This is a genomic window from Bartonella sp. AP65SXKL, assembly GCF_042195725.1.
GTDB lineage: Bacteria > Pseudomonadota > Alphaproteobacteria > Rhizobiales > Rhizobiaceae > Bartonella.
In genome coordinates, this window is the sequence record NZ_JBHIOW010000008.1 from 63,035 (window position 1) to 82,595 (window position 19,561).

Below are 19,561 nucleotides of genomic sequence, written 5' to 3' on the forward strand. Positions count from 1 at the left end.
ATTCAATTTCCTTAATATGGCGTTGAGGTGGATAAAAAAGTGAATTTTCCTGTTATTTATTAAAGGGCATCGATACCGGTTTCGTCTGTGCCTATACGAATTGCATCATCAATGGAAAAGACAAATATCTTTCCATCCCCTATATGTTTGGTTTGAGCTGCTTTACGTATTGCATCAACAGTTTGTTCCAGTTTTTCATCGGACACAACAATTTCAATCTTTACTTTAGGTAGAAAGTCAACAACATATTTCGTACCACGATAAAGTTCTGTATGTTCCCTTTGACGACCAAAACCTTTCGCTTCTGTTACTGTAATACCATGTAACCCAATTTTTTGAAGCGCTTCTTTCACTTCATCAAGTTTGAAAGGTTTTATAATGGCTTCAATTTTTTTCATGCTGAAATTATCTCCAACGTTATTTTGTCTTTTTAGACTGCATCACATTATATTGACAACTGTAAGATGTCCAACAGATACTTTGTGCACAAAAAGTCGAAAATAATGACACTCTATGCTCTGTTAGGAGAGTTTCTTTTGTAGAATACAGCCAAATACTGTTTTTTGGGAAAAAAACTTACAATTCTTATACAGAATTCAAATAATATAATAAAAGAGTTTTGTTTCTTTTTTATTAGATAATATCTTGACTTATAAGGATAATTAGACGCTCTCCACATTGAATGAGAAACTCTAATAGCGTAAGATTTTCTCATTTTAGATCTTTTTATCGTCAATCAATCAAAACGATACTTTTATATATCATAAATAGTTATGAGTGTGTGGATAACAACATTTGAAAAAAGAAATAAAATGCTTTTTATGAAAGCTTTCGATAATTAAAGGCTTTACAATATTAGGGAGTAGGGAAGACAAATATTGGAAAAGAGTGTGATGATGCCGATTCATAAATGTAAAGATGGTGGTGTATAATAATGAGTTTATCATTATAGCATTCATAGGAGCCGTTGTGAAATGGGCTTGAGAGCATTGAGAAATGTTTCTTTAAAACAGATGTGGGAATTGGCAACGCAAATATATTCCGTTTGGGGCGTTTTGTTCCTTCGTGAGGAATGTGATCTTCATTAAGGAACGCGATAAATAAAAGTGTGAAGCAATGGCAATCTTCATTATAAGATATTGCTGTGGATGCCTTGGAAAATCATAAAGATAAATTAAAAGGAAATGGAAATATAGAAATTTATTTATACCCTTAAAACTTCATATTCTTCCCAGTTTAGGTTGTCTGGTCGTTTCAGGTATAAACAAAACAGAGAATAAATACGCAATTATGTGCGCGTTCCTATTTGGCAATACGACAACTGAAACAGCTTATAAAGCGCTAAATTGTTTTTAGTCTTTGCTTCAAACGTGTTGCACCACTGGAATTAGGTGTTGGTTTACAGGTAATAATAAAAGTACAGGCTTTGTTAGTATGCTGTATTTTACAATAGAAAGCGTTTCTAAGAATTGGAATTATAGAGAGATGGGCGCAGTAAAACATGTTTTAGAAATTTTCCCGTATAGGAAGCGGGAACCTTAATGATGTCTTCAGGGCGTCCAATTGCAACAATTTCACCACCGCGATCTCCACCTTCTGGTCCTAAATCAATAATCCAGTCGGCTGTCTTTATAACATCAAGGTTATGTTCAATGACTATAACTGTGTTGCCTTGCTCGACTAGTTCGTGAAGCACTTCAAGAAGTTTGGAAATATCATGAAAATGTAAACCTGTTGTCGGTTCATCCAAAATATAGAGTGTACGTCCCGTTGTTTTACGAGAAAGTTCTTTCGCAAGTTTTACACGTTGTGCTTCCCCACCAGAAAGTGTGGTTGCTTGCTGTCCTACTTTTATGTAACCCAATCCTACTTTAATGAGAGTTTCCATTTTATTATGAATAGCGGGAATAGCTTGGAAAAATTCCTCTGCCTTTTCAATTGTCATATCCAAAATATCGGCTATAGACTGTCCTTTGAATTTTATTTCTAGTGTTTCTCGGTTATAGCGTTTTCCTTTACAGACATCGCAAGTAACATAGACATCAGGTAAAAAGTGCATTTCAATTTTGATGACTCCATCACCTTGACATGCTTCGCACCGTCCTCCTTTAACATTAAATGAAAAACGCCCAGCTTTGTAACCGCGGGCTTTTGATTCTGGAAGATCGGCAAACCACTCACGAATCGGTGTAAAAGCACCTGTATAGGTTGCGGGATTAGAGCGTGGGGTGCGTCCAATAGGAGACTGGTTGATATCGATGACTTTATCAAGAAATTCTAATCCTTCAATTTTGTCATAGCTGGCAGGGCTGTGATGAGAGCCCATGATATGATGTGATGCTGCTTTGAAAAGCGTTTCAATAAGAAATGTTGATTTTCCTCCTCCAGAAACACCAGTTATGCATGTGAAGGTTCCAAGAGGAATATTCGCATTGATATTTTTGAGGTTATTGCCTTTGGCGCCGATGATTTTAAGTGTTTTCGTTTTTGATATTTTGCGTCGCTCTGTCGGCATTTTAACAGCCATTTTTCCTGAAAGGTATTGGCCTGTGAGAGAGGCTGAATTTTCTATAATTTCCTGCGGTGTTCCTTGCGCTATGATTTCTCCACCATGAACGCCTGCGGCAGGCCCCATATCGACAACATAGTCTGCTGTGAGAATAGCATCTTCATCATGTTCAACAACAATAACTGTATTGCCAAGATTACGCAAATGGCGCAGCATTTCCAACAGGCGTTCATTATCGCGTTGGTGTAAACCGATAGATGGTTCATCTAAAATATAAAGAACGCCTGTAAGACCAGAACCAATTTGGGATGCCAACCGAATGCGTTGGCTTTCTCCCCCTGAAAGCGTTCCTGAATTTCGAGACAAGGTAAGATATTCCAATCCTACATGATTTAAAAAAGCCAAGCGTTCACGAATTTCTTTTAAAATACGTACGGCGATATTACGTTGTTTTTTTGTGAGATATTGATGAACATTGGCAAACCAATCATCTGCCTTTAGAATAGAAAGATCTGATATTTGCCCAATATGCATTCCGTTTATTTTTACAGCAAGTGCCTCTGGTTTTAAACGATAACCGTGACAAGCTGGGCAGGGCGAAGAAGACATATAACGTTCGATTTCTTCTCGAGACCAAGCAGAATCGGTTTCTTTCCAGCGTCTCTCCATATTAGGGATGATTCCTTCAAAGGGTTGGGTCGTTTTATGCGAACCAGAATTATTTTTATAGATAAAAGAAATTTTATCTCTTTTTGTACCGTAGAGAATAGCCTGTTGTGCTTCATTAGAGAGTTCACACCATTGATCTGTGAGTTTGAAACCGTAAGCTTTTCCTAATGCTTCTAAGGTTTGTTTATAGTAAAGTGAATCTGACTTAGCCCAAGGGGCAATGGCGCCATTCTTGAGGGTAAGATTTTTATTGGGCACAATTTTCAGTGGATCCATTGCTTTTTTTATGCCCAGTCCATCGCAGAGAGGACAGGCGCCAAAAGGATTATTGAACGAAAAAAGGCGTGGTTCAATTTCAGGAATAGAAAAACCCGATACAGGGCAGGAAAACTTTTCTGAAAAAATGAGCCGTTTGTGTGTATCATTTTTTGATTTATGAGCAGATTCCTTTGTTGTTTCTTTTTGTGCTAAGGGTTGGTCTGCCATTTCAGCAATGGCAAGCCCATTTGCTAGCTGTAAACAGGTTTCTATACTATCAGCCAAGCGAGAGGTGATATCCTTCTGTACAACAATGCGGTCTACCACGACATCGATGTCGTGTTTATATTTTTTATCCAGAGGTGGAATATCAGGGATTTCATAAAACTTGCCATCAACTTTAGCGCGTTGAAATCCTCTTTTTAAAAGTTCTGTTAGCTCTTTTTTATATTCTCCCTTTCGTCCTCGCACCAAAGGGGCCATAATAAAAATTCGCGTTCCTTTTGGTAAGGCCATAATTTGATCCACCATTTGGCTTACTGTCTGGCTTTCAATAGGAAGCCCTGTCACAGGAGAATGAGGAATACCAATACGTGCAAAGAGAAGACGCATGTAATCGTGGATTTCAGTAACGGTACCTACTGTTGAACGAGGATTGCGACTGGTTGTTTTTTGTTCAATGGAGATAGCTGGAGAGAGACCGTCTATGCGGTCGACATCGGGTTTTTGCATGACTTCCAAAAATTGGCGTGCATAGGCTGAAAGGCTTTCGACATAGCGGCGTTGTCCTTCAGCGTAAATTGTATCAAACGCTAAGGATGATTTCCCTGATCCAGAAAGTCCTGTTATAACAATGAGTTTATCACGAGGCAGATCGAGATCAATATTTTTAAGGTTATGCTCACGTGCACCGCGAATGGAGATATATTTTTGATGAGTCATACTTTATCCTTGGCATATGTGGCAAAAATTGAGCACCTAAAATGGAATAAAACTGTTTTTTTAGAATTATAATGTGTTTAACTGCTTTAATGCAAAAGGAAGGTATAAGTTTTGTGAAAAAAATACAAATGAGCAGCTTTTTATTCTCTCGTGGTGGAATAAACTATGCGTTTTTATCATCTTTTGTTATAATTACACTGAATACAATATTGGTAAAGGATAGCAATACCCATATTGATGGTCAATTGCGACATGTAAATTGAAGGTCAAGAGGGTTATAACTGTTATAGAACAGAGTATTTTACAAATTAAAATTTTGGAGTTTATGCGATGGCTGGTAGCCTTAATAAAGTTATTTTGATTGGTAATCTTGGTGCGGATCCTGAAATCCGCCGTTTGAATTCTGGTGATCAAGTGGCAAATCTGCGTATTGCTACTTCAGAAAGTTGGCGCGATCGGAATACAAATGAGCGAAAAGAACGCACTGAGTGGCATAGTATTGTTATTTTTAATGAAAACCTTGTCAAAGTTGCAGAGCAATATTTAAAAAAAGGCAGCAAAATTTATATTGAGGGGCAGTTACAGACACGAAAATGGCAAGATCAAAATGGAAATGATCGTTATACAACAGAGATTGTTTTGCAAAAGTACCGTGGCGAATTACAAATGCTTGATGGGCGGGGAGCTGCGAGCGGGGAGCAAGGAGCAAGTCAAGGGGGGAGTTATAGTGGTGGCTTTGCCGATAGTCACTCAAATCAGAGAAATGCTTTTGGTCAAAATAATAATCAATTGGGAGAAAGTTTTTCACACAAATTAGATGATGACGTCCCTTTTTAAGAGTCTTTAAATTGCAGTATTATGATCATTTTATGGTTTGCTTGTTTCAGATTTTTGAAGTTTAGCGAAGTGAAAATTGTTAATTATTATTGGTAATTTAAAATATAAATTAATAACATCTTGAAAAATATTGTTAAATTTCTTTTTTGTCATGGGAGAGAAATTAGCATTTTTGTGTATTTTTCGCTATAAATAAAGTGAAATGATTCTTTTTTGAAAGTTTTGAAATTGTGACCGATCTTACTCCACACCCAGAACGTGATGTGCTAACCGGTATTGAACCAATCAGTATTATTGATGAAATGCAACGCTCCTATCTCGATTATGCGATGAGCGTGATTGTTTCACGTGCACTCCCTGATGTCCGTGATGGTCTTAAGCCTGTTCATCGACGTATCCTTCATGCTATGAATGAGATGGGGCTTTCTTTCAATAAGTCGTATCGTAAATCTGCTGGTGTTGTTGGTGAGGTTATGGGGAAATTTCATCCCCATGGTGATGCTTCAATTTACGATGCATTAGTGCGTATGGCGCAGGACTTTTCTTTAAGAAATCCATTAATTGATGGTCAGGGAAATTTTGGTTCCGTTGATGGTGATCCACCCGCGGCTATGCGCTATACTGAGTGTCGTTTAGAAAAAGTTTCAGAAGAACTTTTAGCTGATATTGATAAAGATACTGTTGATTTTCAGGATAATTACGATGGGCGTGAGCGTGAACCGGTTGTCTTGCCAGCGCGTTTTCCCAATCTTTTGGTTAATGGGTCAGGGGGGATTGCTGTGGGAATGGCAACCAATATTCCTCCCCATAATCTTGGTGAAGTCGTTGATGGTTGTATCGCTTTGATTGATAATCCCGATATCACACTCGATAAAATAATTGAAATTATTCCTGGTCCGGATTTTCCTACAGGGGGTATTATCCTTGGCCACTCTGGTGTTCGTGCAGCTTATGAAACAGGGCGTGGCTCAATCATTATGCGTGCTAAAGTTGAGATCGAAGAAATTCGCAGTGGTCGACAAGCAATTATTGTGAGTGAGATCCCTTATCAAGTTAATAAGGCAACAATGATTGAGAAAATGGCTGAATTGGTGCGCGATAAACGCATTGAGGGAATCTCTGATTTGCGTGACGAATCTGATCGTGATGGATATCGGGTTGTTATTGAGCTGAAGAAAGATGTTGTTGCGGAAATTGTTTTAAACCAATTATATCGGTATACGCCACTACAAACTTCCTTTGGTTGTAATATGGTTGCTTTGAATGGGGGAAAACCCGAACAGATGACGTTGCTTGATATGCTTCGTGCATTTGTTTCTTTTCGGGAAGAAGTTGTCAGTCGGCGAACAAAATATCTTTTGCGTAAAGCGCGTGAGCGAGCACATGTTTTGGTTGGCCTTGCCCTTGCTGTTGCCAATATTGATGAAATTATAGCGCTTATTCGCAAAGCTCCTGATCCACAGACAGCACGTACACAATTAATGGAGCGACGCTGGCCAGCGATGGATGTCGCGCCTTTGATTAAACTTATTGATGATCCTCGTCATATTATTCATGAGGATGGTACTTATAATCTCTCTGAAGAACAGGCGCGTGCTATTTTAGAATTGCGTTTGCAACGATTGACAGCCCTTGGACGTGATGAAATCGCTGATGAATTGAATAAAATTGGTGTGGATATTGCTGATTACCTTGATATCTTAGCATCGCGCGTACGCATTATGGGTATTGTTAAGGACGAGTTGAGTGCTCTGCGTGAGGAATTTGCAACACCGCGACGTACCGTATTTGGTTTTGGTAGCGCTGAGATGGAGAGTGAAGATCTGATCGCGCCAGAGGATATGGTCGTAACGGTGAGCCATAGTGGCTATATTAAGCGTGTGCCTCTTAATACCTATCGTGCACAGCGACGTGGTGGTAAGGGGCGTTCTGGTATGTCCACGAAGGATGAGGATTTTGTAACGCGGTTGTTTGTTGCTAATACGCATACTCCGGTTCTTTTCTTTTCATCACGTGGGATTGTTTATAAGGAAAAAGTTTGGCGACTGCCGCTGGGGACACCCCAATCGCGTGGGCGGGCTTTGATCAATATGCTTCCCTTACAACAAGGTGAGCGCATTACAACAATTATGCCTTTGCCTGAAGATGAAGCAAGCTGGAGCGCATTGGATGTCATGTTTGCGACAACACGTGGAACTGTACGTCGTAATAAGTTGTCAGATTTTGTTCAGGTTAACCGTAATGGTAAAATTGCGATGAAACTTGATGAAGAAGATGAAATTCTTTCTGTTGAAACCTGTACAGAACATGATGATGTTGTTCTAACAACAGCCAATGGACAATGTATCCGTTTTCCAGTTGTTGATGTTCGGGTCTTTGCTGGGCGTAATTCTGTGGGAGTTCGTGGTATCAATTTAGCTAAAGGCGATAAAGTCATTTCGATGACAATTTTAGAGCATGTCGAGGCGACGTCCATTGAGCGTTCTGCTTATATTAAACGTGTAATGAATGAACGGCGTGCTTCTGGTGCAGATGCTGATGTTGAAGATATTGTCATTCTGGATGATGAGGATGGGGGGGCTGAAACAGAGTTAACAGATGAACGTTATGCAGAACTTCATGCACGTGAACAAATGCTTTTGACGGTGAGTGAGTTTGGTTATGGTAAACGCTCTTCTTCCTATGAGTTCCGGATTTCGGGACGTGGCGGAAAAGGGATTCGCGCAACAGATCCATCTAAAACAGCTGAAATTGGTAAATTAGTAGCGGCTTTTCCGGTGAAGGCGCAAGATCAAATTATGTTGGTATCAGATGGGGGGCAGCTTATTCGTGTCCCTGTTGAGGGAATTCGTACTGCTGGGCGCTCAACTAAGGGAGTCACAATTTTTAATACAGCCAAAGGTGAAAGAGTCGTATCGGTTGAACGTATTTCTGAACCTGAAGATGATACGAGTTCATTAGATGATGAAGGTGAGAAGCATTCTGATACAGTTGATATGAGCGAAGAAAAATAATTTTTAAGAGGAAGGAGTAAAGTCATGAAAATTGCTCTTTACGCGGGTTCTTTTGATCCTCTTACAAATGGTCATCTTGATGTTTTGAAAGGGTGTTTTGTGTTAGCTGATAAGGTGGTCGTCGCTATAGGGATACAGGCTGACAAAAAAACACTCTTTAGCTTCGAAGAGCGTGTTGATTTCATTACGCAGGTCGGGAAAGACTTATTTGGTGCAGATTCTAATCGATTGCAGGTTCTTTCATTTAGCAACCTTCTCATTGAGAAGGCGCGTGAAGTTGGTGCTTCATTTCTCATTCGTGGATTGCGTGATGGTACTGATCTTGATTATGAAATGCAAATGGCAGGAATGAATGGTGTTATGGCTCCTGAATTGCAAACTGTTTTTTTGCCGGCAAGTGTTTCTGGGCGCGCGATAACGTCTACATTGGTACGCCAAATTGCCTCTATGGGAGGTGATGTGACACCATTTGTACCGCCCAATGTTGCACAAGCTTTGCGCTCGAAATTCCAGTCTTTAAAGGAGAATAAGTGTGTCTCGTAGAATTTTTGCTGTTTTGATATGTGTGTTTTGTTTTTTTTCATTGTCTGCAGTCGCTGGTAATCCTAGCCCAGCAAGTGATGCAAGCCTTCTTGTTTTATCTCTCAAAGATGGTGATGTCATTATTCGTCTGCGTCCTGATTTGGCGCCAAAGCATGTTGCGCAAATCAAAAGATTAACAGAGGAGGGGGCCTATAATAATGTTGTGTTTCATCGCGTTATTCCTAATTTCATGGCGCAAACTGGTGATGTAGAATTTGGAAAAAAAGGCAGTAGAGATTTTGATCTGAAACGCGTTGGTATGGGTAGTTCAAATTATCCCAATATACCGGCGGAGTTTTCAAAACAGCCGTTTAAGCGTGGCACAGTTGGGATGGCACGATCACAAGATCCGGATTCCGCGAATTCTCAATTCTTCATTTGTTTTGATGATGCTGATTTTTTAAACGGTCAGTATACGGTTGTTGGAGAGGTTATAAAGGGGATGGATGTTGTTGATAAAATAAAAAAAGGTACGACAAGTAATAATGGATCTGTAAAAAATCCTGATGTTATTAATGCTGCTACTTTACAAGTTGAGAAATGAATCAAGGGAGCTTTCCATATGGCTGAGAATAAAAATCCAGAGAATACTTTAATTCTTGAAACAACAAAGGGCAGAGTTGTTATTGAGCTTTTTGCTGATTTGGCACCTTGTCATGTTACACGTATTAAAGAACTGGTACGGGAAGGTGCTTATGATAATGTTATTTTCCATCGCGTTATTGATGGTTTTATGGCGCAAACAGGGGATGTGCAATTTGGAAAGAAGGATAGTGAAAAATTCAATTTATCACGTGCTGGTATGGGGGGGGCAGAAAAACCAAATTTAACAGCAGAGTTTTCAAATCTTTCTCATAAGCGTGGTACAGTTTCTATGGCACGGAGTCAGAATCCAAATTCTGCTAACTCTCAGTTTTTTATTTGTTTTGCAGATGCTCCGTGGCTTGATCGTCAATATTCCATATGGGGGCAGGTTGTTGAAGGTATGGAAAATGTTGATAAAATTAAACGTGGTGAACCTGTTGCAGATCCAGATTCAATTACCAAAGCCATTATTGCTGCGGATGTAGAATAGTATAAACTATACTGATTTCAATTGTAAGTTTCTAAGAAAAAATACTCTTGTCTGATCAATAAAGGCACACGAAACTCTTTTGTAGTATCACGCTTACCTTTTATAATTTCGAGCTAAGCATTGTCCATATATTTTCTTTAATCGGATCTTCCTGAAGAATATAACGCAACGGATTTGTACAAACACCTGTCAGAATAAGAAAACGCAAAGTCTGTTGTATTATGGTTGTTGTTTGGCAAAGTGTTTTATAAAAAATTCGGCATTTCTCTTCAATCCATTGTCGGTCTTAATGGTTTTATGATGTTACTTTCCTAAGAGAGCGTGTGCTTTTGTTTCTGCTCGTAAATCAACATCCCATCCTAATGCAGAAGCATGTTTGAAACACATATTAAGATGGATAAGAGCTTTACTCGCTCATCCAGTTTTCCTAGCAAGGTGGAAAACCAGCATTTATATATATTGGCGTAATCTTTAAAATAAGAAGACAGTTTAATCTTAGAAGAATATAATAAAGGCGCAGAAGTGAAACAAATGGCTAGTCTTGCCATCTCCTTCTTAATTCAACTTTACTTTTTTAAAAGTATCTAATGCAATATCTTTTAAATAATGAAGATTATGTATGGACTTACGCTTTTATTTTTCTCGTTTTTTAATAGAGGAATGCTCCAAACGGAATACACTTGTGTTGCGTATTTACGTGTTTTTTAAGAAGCATTTCTTAGTACATATCAACGTTCACTTCCACGATGACATTCATGGCATGTATAGTTTTAAAGCTATAAATAGTATAAAATATTATGCACCACCTTCTTTAAAGCTTATGAAGGAGCAAGCGGGTACCATCATACGGCTTTTTCAGTCTCTAATGGTACGATAGAGCTTTTGGTATTTGAGAATCTTTACAAAAAGCATTTTTAGTTTTTTAAAGTATTTTTATTTACACGTTAATTTCTTTTGTGAATTATCTCTAATGCCAAGAGCTATCTCAATATTGTGAGTGGATAAATGATTATGCTCATTTGCGCTTTTATTAAGCGTGAGGATCGCTGTGCCCAGTAGATGAAAAATTTTTATCTGTAAAAGTTAAAGAATATGTAAGCTGTACAATGCGTTCAAAATTTTCTTCTATGGGTACAAAGTTACTGCTTATGGAAGTATGTGAAGATGAAATTATTGTGATAATAATTTTGCAGTTCTGTTAAGGATAAGCGTAGGTATTTTGAGGTATGGTATTACAAGGATTTTACTATTTTTTGGGAGCTAGATTATCACTTTTATTATGGTGGTTTCTTAACAAGAAATGTTCTTTTATCTCGTTTAATTTTTGATGCTGATTACAATATTGAGCGAATCAAAAATTAATTCATAAAGCTTTTGACAATGCTCGTAAGGGGATATCTTTTTTCTTTCTATAGAGATATGCATTGGTGGAATCAAAAAGACGAGAGTTATGATAAAGACATTTCATTATAGAAAAATTGCTCAAGATGGGTATGCACGTCGAGGCGAAATTATAACGGGGCGAGGATGTGTTCGTACACCCGCATTTATGCCTGTTGGGACGGCAGGAACCGTTAAGGCTATGTATATGGATCAAATTCGTGATCTTGGTGCAGATATCATTTTGGGGAATACTTATCATTTAATGTTACGTCCAGGAGCTGAACGTGTTGCGCGTTTAGGAGGATTACATGAATTTTCACGCTGGAGCGGACCTATTTTAACCGATTCTGGTGGCTTTCAGGTTATGTCATTGGCGGGAATCCGTAAAATTACTGAACAAGGTGTGATTTTTCGTTCTTACATTAATGGAGCCTACTATGAAATGAGTCCAGAGCGTTCTATCGAAATTCAAGAACTTCTTGGTGCGGATATCCAGATGCAGTTGGATCAATGTATTGCATTACCCGCAACTGAAAAAGAAATGGAAGAAGCTATGGAACTTTCATTGCGGTGGGCGCTGCGTTGTAAAACAGCTTTTGGAGATCAGCCAGATAAAGCATTGTTTGGGATTGTTCAAGGTGGTGATAATATGAAACTGCGTGAACGTTCTGCTCAAGCATTAAAAGAAATAGATTTAAAAGGTTATGCTATTGGAGGGCTTGCTGTTGGTGAGCCGCAGAGTGTTATGACAGCAGTATTGGATACTACTTGTCCGATTTTACCAGAGGATAAACCACGCTATCTTATGGGAGTAGGGACACCTGATGATATTTTACAAAGTGTTGCTCGTGGTGTTGATATGTTTGATTGTGTTATGCCGACGCGTGCAGGACGTCATGGTTTAGCTTTTACCCGCTTTGGTAGAATTAATTTGCGTAATGCGCGTTATGCAGAAGATCCACTTTCTCTTGATCCACAGTCACTTTGTCCAGCAGCACATGATTATAGTTGTGCTTATTTGCATCATTTGATTAAATCTGGTGAATCTCTTGGGGGGATGTTGTTGACGTGGAATAATCTTTTTTATTATCAACAACTTATGCAGGGAATTCGTGATGCCATTGAGGAAGGCTGTTATGCCGATTTTTGCGCTGAAACGCGTGCTCTATGGGCACAAGGACGCTAAAATATTAATCGTAATATAGCACCTCATTTTTTTATTGAATTTATTCTCGCACTTACAAATTTAGTTAAAAATATGAAATTAGAAACATCTTCTAAAATTATAAAATTTCACTATCTTAAAATATAACAGTGCGGTTTTATAAGGGCACATATTCTGTTTCTAATTACTATATAAAAACAGAAACTGTTACTCCGGTACGCGCTACCTGATCCGGAGAAAAACAGTTTTTCTGTTTCTGATGACTGTTTACAGCAACAATATTAATGAGGCGTTAGCGAACTCTTAAAGAAGTATGAAAATTGTATTTTTATGAGCTACTTTTTGTTTTTTATTACTAAAGGTAAAGAATGGATTATATACAATCGAACAGATAAATTTTTAGAAAATTAAAATAAAACTAAAATAAAATTACAACATTTAAAATGTTATAATTTTATTTTTTAAGTTTTATATATAAATATTTTTTAAAATAGATTTATGTAATATTATTTATATAATAAAACTATATATATTATGTCATAATAAATTAAATATTAATCATGGTAATTGTCATATTTATAAAATAGCAATAAACATACTTATACAAAATTTATTATATTTGTTTTTTGCTTTGTTTATAGAATTTATCTGAAAATAATCATAATATATTTACGTGAATATTTTAATTTACAGATAGTGAGTTAGATATTTGATGCGATTCCTCTGTTAGATGAGGGAGGGGTAAAGATGTCTAAAAGAGGGTATTTAATAAATCTAGAAACCAAGCACTATTATCATGAGAATTTTTAAAAGACTCTATAATAATTTATAAGAATGGCCTAAAGTTGAAATTATAGCTTATCGATTTGGGGGATCTGTATTCAGGTAGCAAAATAAAGCAACAATAATTTTGGGGGAGAAGTTTTATCTTTGTATCAAGATAATGATGAGATATTATTCACTTGTTTGAAATGCATTCTTCGGCAAATTTTAGAATTATTTATAGGATATAGTATATCGTTGCAAAATAAAGTTTTCACTGTAAAATTACAATGGCTGAAAAGAGGAGACAAAGTTTATTATCTGGCAGATCTGATAAAAATAGGTGAATACGTCTGTGACCTTGAGGTTTTCAAAGGTTTTTCATTAAAGAATCTTACTTAAAACTCCATAAAATGCTTTATATATCAAAATATTTCTAAAACTTTATTGGGGACTATTGGGCATGCGTATAACAATGTTTTGAATTTTTATTTGTGTGTATTACAGATATTTACAGTTAAAACTCCTATCCAGAAGTGATAGTATGAAGGATTTTTATCAACAAAAGGTTCTTGCGTTGGGAATTGATTCGAGAATACGGCGTTTAATAATTTTAGCTCTTGCCGTGGGGAGTTTTGCTATTGGTACTGCAGAGTTTGTCGCAATGGGGCTACTGCCAGAGATGGCACGAAGTTCCTATGTTGATATTCCTACCGCTGGTCAATATATTTCTGCTTATGCATTAGGAGTTGTGATTGGAGCACCTCTTTTAGCTGTGGCAACAGCTCAGGTATCACGCAAAACTGTTTTGATGGGATTAATGCTTTTTTATGCCTTAGCAAATATTGCTAGTGCCTTTTTTTCTGATTTTAGCATATTAGTAGTATTACGCTTTCTCAGTGGACTTCCCCATGGAATCTATTTTGGACTTGCGGCTATGGTTGCCTCTTCAATGGTAGAAATGAAAGAACGTTCTAAAGCTGTTGGATATGTTATGCTTGGCTTAACAATTGCAACCGTTTTGGGAGCACCCAGTGCTACTTGGATTGGTCAACTTATTGGTTGGCAGATTGCTTTTGTCCTTGTGGGGATGATCGCTTTATTATGTTGTTTGCTTATTTGGAATTTTTTTCCTTGTGATTCAAGTTTTCCAAAAACGAATCCTTTGCAAGAAATGGGTGTATTAAAGCAAAAGCAGGTGTGGCTTCTTTTGTTGATGGTTTCGGTGGGAGCGTCAGGATTATTTTCTGTTTTCACTTATATCAAGCCAACATTAATGCATATTTCTGGTGTTTCACTTGAGTGGGTACCATTTATTATGCCGTTAGTTGGATTGGGAATGGTGATAGGAAATCTCTTGGGGCCTAAATTAGCTGTTAAAATTGGCATTTCACCGATGATATTTTTCTCTATGCTTTGGAGCGTATTTGTTTTTTTTCTTTTTTTCTTTTTATCCTATGCTCCGTTAACAGCGGCAATAGGATGCTTTTTTGTTGGAACTTCTTTTGCTGCTATGCCTTCTATACAAACAAAAATTATGGATGTTGCACTACAGGGACAGATTTTGGCAGGAGCATTAATGCAGTCTGCTTTTAATATTGCCAACGCTCTTGGTGCAGAATCTGGAGCATTAGTTTTAAAATTGGGCTATAATTATGAATATACAGCTGTTTTAGGAAGTGTTCTAACTTTGTGTGGATTAATGGTTTTTTGCGTCTCATGGTATATGGAGAAGCATGCTTAATATTTTTCATTTTTTAAATGAAGAAGGAATTTTTATATTTATTTTTAGTTATTGGAATGTCCTGTTGGGTTTTTCAATATGAAGTAAGAAATGCGCAGTGCTAATGGAATAGCAAGACAAAATAAAAGACCCATGAGCACTATAAGAAGAGTTTTTGCTGCTAAGATCATTCCTATTGTTCCTCCAGGATTAAAGAGGCCTGCAAGATTGGTGATGACTCCTGCTAGAGTTGCACTTAAGGCCGCTGAAAATAGTTGTACAGAGGTAAGGGATTCACTGGCACGGAGAGCATCTTCATCATTTGCACATTGTAAGATCCTTGTGAGCAAATGTGGCCATGCTATGCCCGCACTGATTCCAATAGAAAACAGTGCTAAGCAAATAATAAAAATATATTCAAGCGCGGAAACTTCTGTTGGGATGAGCCATAAAAGAATCATTATGCCTAACAGTTTTAATAGGGGCGAGTATACAATGATGTTGCGAATTTTTTTTGTGGAGAGACCAGCACTTGAGATGGCTCCACATGTCCACCCTAGGCTCATAAGTGCTGCTATATAACCAGCAATAAGTGGAGCTTGCCCATGAAGCTCTTGAAGAAAAAGTGGAAAATAAAGTTCTATACTGTATACGACTGTTGTCATAACGAGTATCAATGCGTAAACAGAAAAGATTTCAGAAGAGAAAGAAAAGGATTTGCGGGGCAACATAGGATGAGGGGTAGATGATTCGATTTTTGCTAGAACAAAAAGAAGACTAAGTCCGATAACTAATCCGCAAATTTTTGCTATTGTAGACTCCATAGCCCCTCCAACAGAAATAATAAAAATCAATAAGCTGAGTGTGAAAAGCTGGAGAAGAGGAAGAGGGGGTGTTGGAACATCGTTTTCATTCTTTTTTGGTAAAAATTTAAAGGCGATGAGTGAGAAAAATATAGCTAATACGCCAATGATCAAAAAGGATGCTCGCCATAGGCCATAATATACAGAAAGCCCCCCGATTGCTGGTCCTAACAAGGTTGATATTCCCCACATTCCAGAGATAATACTTAATGCATGTGACCATAAAGATGGGCTGAAAACAATCCGTACCATGGAATAGGATAGGGATAACAAAGAACCACTTCCAAATCCTTGAATAAAGCGTCCTATTAAAAACAATGGCATAGATGAAGAAATGCTGCACATAAAAGTGCCTAGGGTGAAGATAAGTCCAGAAATAACATACGCATTGCGAGGACCTAATTTCCCTAATATTTTTGTTGCAAGTGAAGTACCCACGAGTGAAGCTGTAATAAAGACAGTAGCCACCCAAGAATAATATATTTCACTGCCAATATGATTCATAAGAGAGGGTAAAATAGTAATAACAATATAAACGTTGGTAGCGTGTAACACAACTCCACCTGTAAACGTTAAAAAGCAAAGACCATTTTTACCCAATAAAAGCGCAGACCAGCCCTGTTTTTTCACTGTTGTTTGCTATTTAATAAAAATCTATCCTCTTTTTACTTATAAGGTACTTCTTTGAATTTGCCAAGAGAAATTCAAAGCTCTGTTTAGAGCTTTGAATTTTAATTTAAGTAATAACTTAATTGCCCATTGCTTTTTTGAGATTCTCATCAATTTTATCGAGGAAACCTGTTGTAGAAAGCCACTTTTGTTTAGGCCCAATCAAAAGTGCGAGATCTTTGGTCATAAAACCTTCTTCGACGGTTTTAATACAAACTTCTTCCAATGTCGTGGAAAAGTTTTTTAACTTCTCATTGTTATCTAGTTTAGCACGGTGCGCTAGTCCACGCGTCCATGCAAAAATAGATGCAATAGAGTTCGTTGATGTTTCTTCATTCTTTTGATGCTGACGATAATGGCGTGTTACAGTGCCGTGTGCTGCCTCTGCTTCAACAATTTTGCCGTCAGGTGTCATGAGAACAGAAGTCATGAGACCCAGAGAACCAAAGCCTTGGGCAACAATATCAGATTGGACATCACCATCATAGTTTTTACATGCCCATACGTATCCACCTGACCACTTTAATGCAGAAGCAACCATATCATCAATAAGACGGTGTTCGTAATATAATTTACGGTTTTCAAATTCAGTTTTAAATTCCGTATCGAATATTTCTTGAAAGATATCTTTAAAACGACCATCGTAAGTTTTTAGAATGGTATTTTTTGTTGAAAGATAAACTGGAACATTCCGTTGTAGTCCATAATTAAAGGATGCGCGGGCAAAATCACGAATTGACTCATCAAGGTTATACATAGCCATGGCAACCCCTGCGCTTGGAGCATCAAAAACATCATGTTCAATAACTTGATTATCATCACCGACAAATTTAATACTTAATTTCCCTTTTCCTGGAAATTTAAAATCTGTTGCCTTGTATTGATCACCAAAAGCGTGACGTCCGATAATAATTGGCTTTGTCCAGTTAGGAACAAGGCGAGGGACATTTTTACAGATAATGGGTTCGCGAAAAATGACTCCTCCTAAAATATTGCGGATTGTGCCATTAGGTGATTTCCACATTTTTTTTAGGTTAAATTCTTTAACGCGTGCCTCATCAGGTGTGATGGTTGCGCATTTTATACCAACCCCATATTTTTTGATAGCATTGGCAGAATCGATAGTTACCTGATCATTGGTTGCATCACGATTTACGACGGAAAGATCATAATATTTTAGATCAATGTCGAGGTAGGGATGGATTAATTTATCTTTGATATATTTCCAGATGATGCGGGTCATCTCATCCCCATCAAGTTCAACAACGGGGTTTTCTACTTTGATCTTTACCATTAGAAATCCTTTTCTTTTAAGCGATACTACTTGTATAACACTTTCAAGTTTATAATGAAAAGTAAAAACAAGGGAAAAAAGCATTCAAATATGAGCTTTTAGAATATATTATCAATAGAGTGTAAAATTTTGTTGGAGGGTTTAATTTTTGAAAAGAAGTGATGTGTTTGAAAATCTATAATTATTCGATGATTGATGAAGAATCTGTTTAATAGATAAGGTAGTTAGATCACCGGGGGACAGGGATTATGCATTTTTATTATCAGAGATTCCATTTAATAAGTTGATCGTATTCTGAATTATAGTTTCTTGATTTGTTGTGTTAGGTGAATAAGAAACTATTTTTATATTGCTATTTCAATTCTAAGCTTATGGTCTGTTTGTTTATAAAAAGTTTAATGTGATAACAAAGGCACTGTAATTAGAAATGCTTCATATAAAATGCGTTTGAGATAAACTTCAATTTTGAAGGTTGAAAAAAACGTATAAATGATGCGGCTGGTTTTAATTTAAAAATTAACAGCATACGCAAGAATATGACTTATAAAATTACCGTATCGCGAGCTAGAATCTTCTAATTCTTATGTTTTATCGATTCTTATTGTTATTAACTATGCGCAGTAAAGCACTATCCTCGAAATGCAACAAAGAAATTAATCACCTAATGATTCTTGTATCCTTTTTACGAAGAGATTCCTTTTAAAATCTTATTCCCTCATTTTTATTTATGCATCCCTCATTTTTAAAAACACAAATAAAATGAATATATTACACATAGAAAAAAGAAACATGGTACGCCCAAGGGGCGGGTATAGAGTAAATAAAATCAAAGAATTATATAGAATATAAGGGAATTAATGAATTTTGATTCTATTACGTTTTTTTGTCTCTGCCCCTAACTTTTTTGGAGCTTTTTTATAGCTTCAAGAGCTAGTCTTTTACGATCTGCACTCTTTGTATAAAGGGATGCCATCTGATCTTCTGTCCAGCCAAAAATTGCTTTCAATTGTGATACTGTTGCTCCAGAATTAGCTGCACGTGTTGCGGCTAATTTTCTTAATCCATGCGCCGATTTTTTAATTCCAGCCGCATTACAAGCGTCTCTAAATCCATTCCCAAAGCTTTCTTTGGTGAATTTTTGATTCACTTTACTACAGATAAATGTTTCTTCTCCAATAGGACCAGTTTCAAGCGTTTTAGCTAATTCCGGTAAAATGGGAAGAAAAACATCTGTTTGGAATTTACTTTTCTCTGTTTTGAGATGAATAATATTGTCTTTGACATCTTTCCAGCCAATGCGTACCGCATCACCACGACGCAAGCCCGTATATAAAAGAACATCAATCCAGACACGTTCATGGGTACCATGATGCCATATTTGATAATATTTTTCGACATCTTCTTCTGTCCAAACAGGAAATCCCTCTTTGTTTTTGAGGGGGGGTCTTTTTATTCCTAAAGCTGGATTATTTTCCAAAAGACCTTGATCAATCGCCCAATTAAAAAGTCCATTAAGGGCTTTCAGAAAATTTCTAGCCATTGCTGGTGTTTCTTTACGCCGTTCAACACCGGCTATGATATGTTTCTTTTCAATTGCTTGGTATGGAATGTTTCCTATGGTATCACATACCTTCATAAGAATGAGTTCTTTTTGTTTTTGGGTGACTTTAGAAAGGCTATGCCAATTGGAGCTGTTAAAATACTGTTTAAGGAGCCATGCGAATGAACCTTCGACTAGCTTACCAGTTTTTGATTTAGGAAGTATAAGCCCTTGTAACTCGGCAAGTGCGCTTTTGTAGTTATCAACAAACTCTTG

Annotated in this window: 12 protein-coding genes; 7 read left to right on the forward strand and 5 right to left on the reverse strand. The window is 37.2% G+C overall.

The genetic code is table 11. The features are described from left to right. Positions 1 to 59: 59 nt before the first annotated feature. Together ACFIMP_RS06300 and uvrA are read right to left on the reverse strand one after the other, a co-directional pair. Positions 60 to 398, reverse strand: a complete 339-nt coding sequence (locus tag ACFIMP_RS06300; protein WP_015856528.1) for a P-II family nitrogen regulator — start codon at positions 396 to 398, stop codon at positions 60 to 62. 1,064 nt (positions 399 to 1,462) lie between these two features. Continuing rightward, positions 1,463 to 4,378, reverse strand: a complete 2,916-nt coding sequence (gene uvrA, locus ACFIMP_RS06305) for an excinuclease ABC subunit UvrA (RefSeq protein WP_375686140.1) — start codon at positions 4,376 to 4,378, stop codon at positions 1,463 to 1,465. 330 nt (positions 4,379 to 4,708) lie between these two features. Here uvrA and ACFIMP_RS06310 point away from each other — a divergent pair, with 330 nt between their 5' ends. From ACFIMP_RS06310 to ACFIMP_RS06340, 7 genes are all read left to right on the forward strand, one after another. Continuing rightward, positions 4,709 to 5,215, forward strand: coding sequence for a single-stranded DNA-binding protein (locus ACFIMP_RS06310; RefSeq protein WP_375611516.1), 507 nt, complete (start codon positions 4,709 to 4,711; stop codon positions 5,213 to 5,215). Positions 5,216 to 5,445: 230 nt separating this feature from the next. Continuing rightward, positions 5,446 to 8,229: a DNA gyrase subunit A gene (gyrA, locus tag ACFIMP_RS06315; RefSeq protein WP_375686141.1), complete on the forward strand. Its 2,784-nt coding sequence runs from the start codon at positions 5,446 to 5,448 to the stop codon at positions 8,227 to 8,229. A 24-nt stretch (positions 8,230 to 8,253) separates the two neighbouring features. Further along, positions 8,254 to 8,772, forward strand: coding sequence for a pantetheine-phosphate adenylyltransferase (gene coaD / locus ACFIMP_RS06320; RefSeq protein ID WP_375613109.1), 519 nt, complete (start codon positions 8,254 to 8,256; stop codon positions 8,770 to 8,772). Then, the gene (locus tag ACFIMP_RS06325; protein ID WP_375613108.1) at positions 8,762 to 9,355 is read left to right on the forward strand and encodes a peptidylprolyl isomerase; all 594 of its coding nucleotides are present in this window, start codon (positions 8,762 to 8,764) and stop codon (positions 9,353 to 9,355) included. Before coaD ends, ACFIMP_RS06325 begins: the two co-directional genes overlap by 11 nt. Before the next feature lie 18 nt (positions 9,356 to 9,373). Further along, on the forward strand, positions 9,374 to 9,886 hold the full coding sequence (locus tag ACFIMP_RS06330; protein WP_375613107.1) for a peptidylprolyl isomerase: 513 nt from the start codon (positions 9,374 to 9,376) through the stop codon (positions 9,884 to 9,886). Positions 9,887 to 11,336: 1,450 nt separating this feature from the next. Then, positions 11,337 to 12,455, forward strand: coding sequence for a tRNA guanosine(34) transglycosylase Tgt (gene tgt / locus ACFIMP_RS06335; protein WP_375630133.1), 1,119 nt, complete (start codon positions 11,337 to 11,339; stop codon positions 12,453 to 12,455). Positions 12,456 to 13,740: 1,285 nt separating this feature from the next. Then, entirely contained in the window at positions 13,741 to 14,940 is a 1,200-nt protein-coding gene (locus ACFIMP_RS06340) for an MFS transporter (protein ID WP_375686142.1), read from the forward strand. 44 nt (positions 14,941 to 14,984) lie between these two features. Here ACFIMP_RS06340 and ACFIMP_RS06345 read toward each other — a convergent pair whose 3' ends face one another. The 3 genes from ACFIMP_RS06345 to ACFIMP_RS06355 form a co-directional block, all read right to left on the reverse strand. Then, positions 14,985 to 16,412: an MFS transporter gene (locus ACFIMP_RS06345; protein WP_375613104.1), complete on the reverse strand. Its 1,428-nt coding sequence runs from the start codon at positions 16,410 to 16,412 to the stop codon at positions 14,985 to 14,987. 118 nt (positions 16,413 to 16,530) lie between these two features. Continuing rightward, positions 16,531 to 17,745 carry an NADP-dependent isocitrate dehydrogenase gene (locus tag ACFIMP_RS06350; RefSeq protein WP_375613103.1) on the reverse strand — a complete coding sequence of 405 codons (1,215 nt, stop codon included), beginning with the start codon at positions 17,743 to 17,745 and terminating at the stop codon, positions 16,531 to 16,533. A gap of 895 nt (positions 17,746 to 18,640) precedes the next feature. Continuing rightward, positions 18,641 to 19,561, reverse strand: a 921-nt coding sequence (locus ACFIMP_RS06355) for a tyrosine-type recombinase/integrase (RefSeq protein WP_375686143.1), incomplete at its 5' end; no start/stop codon positions are given.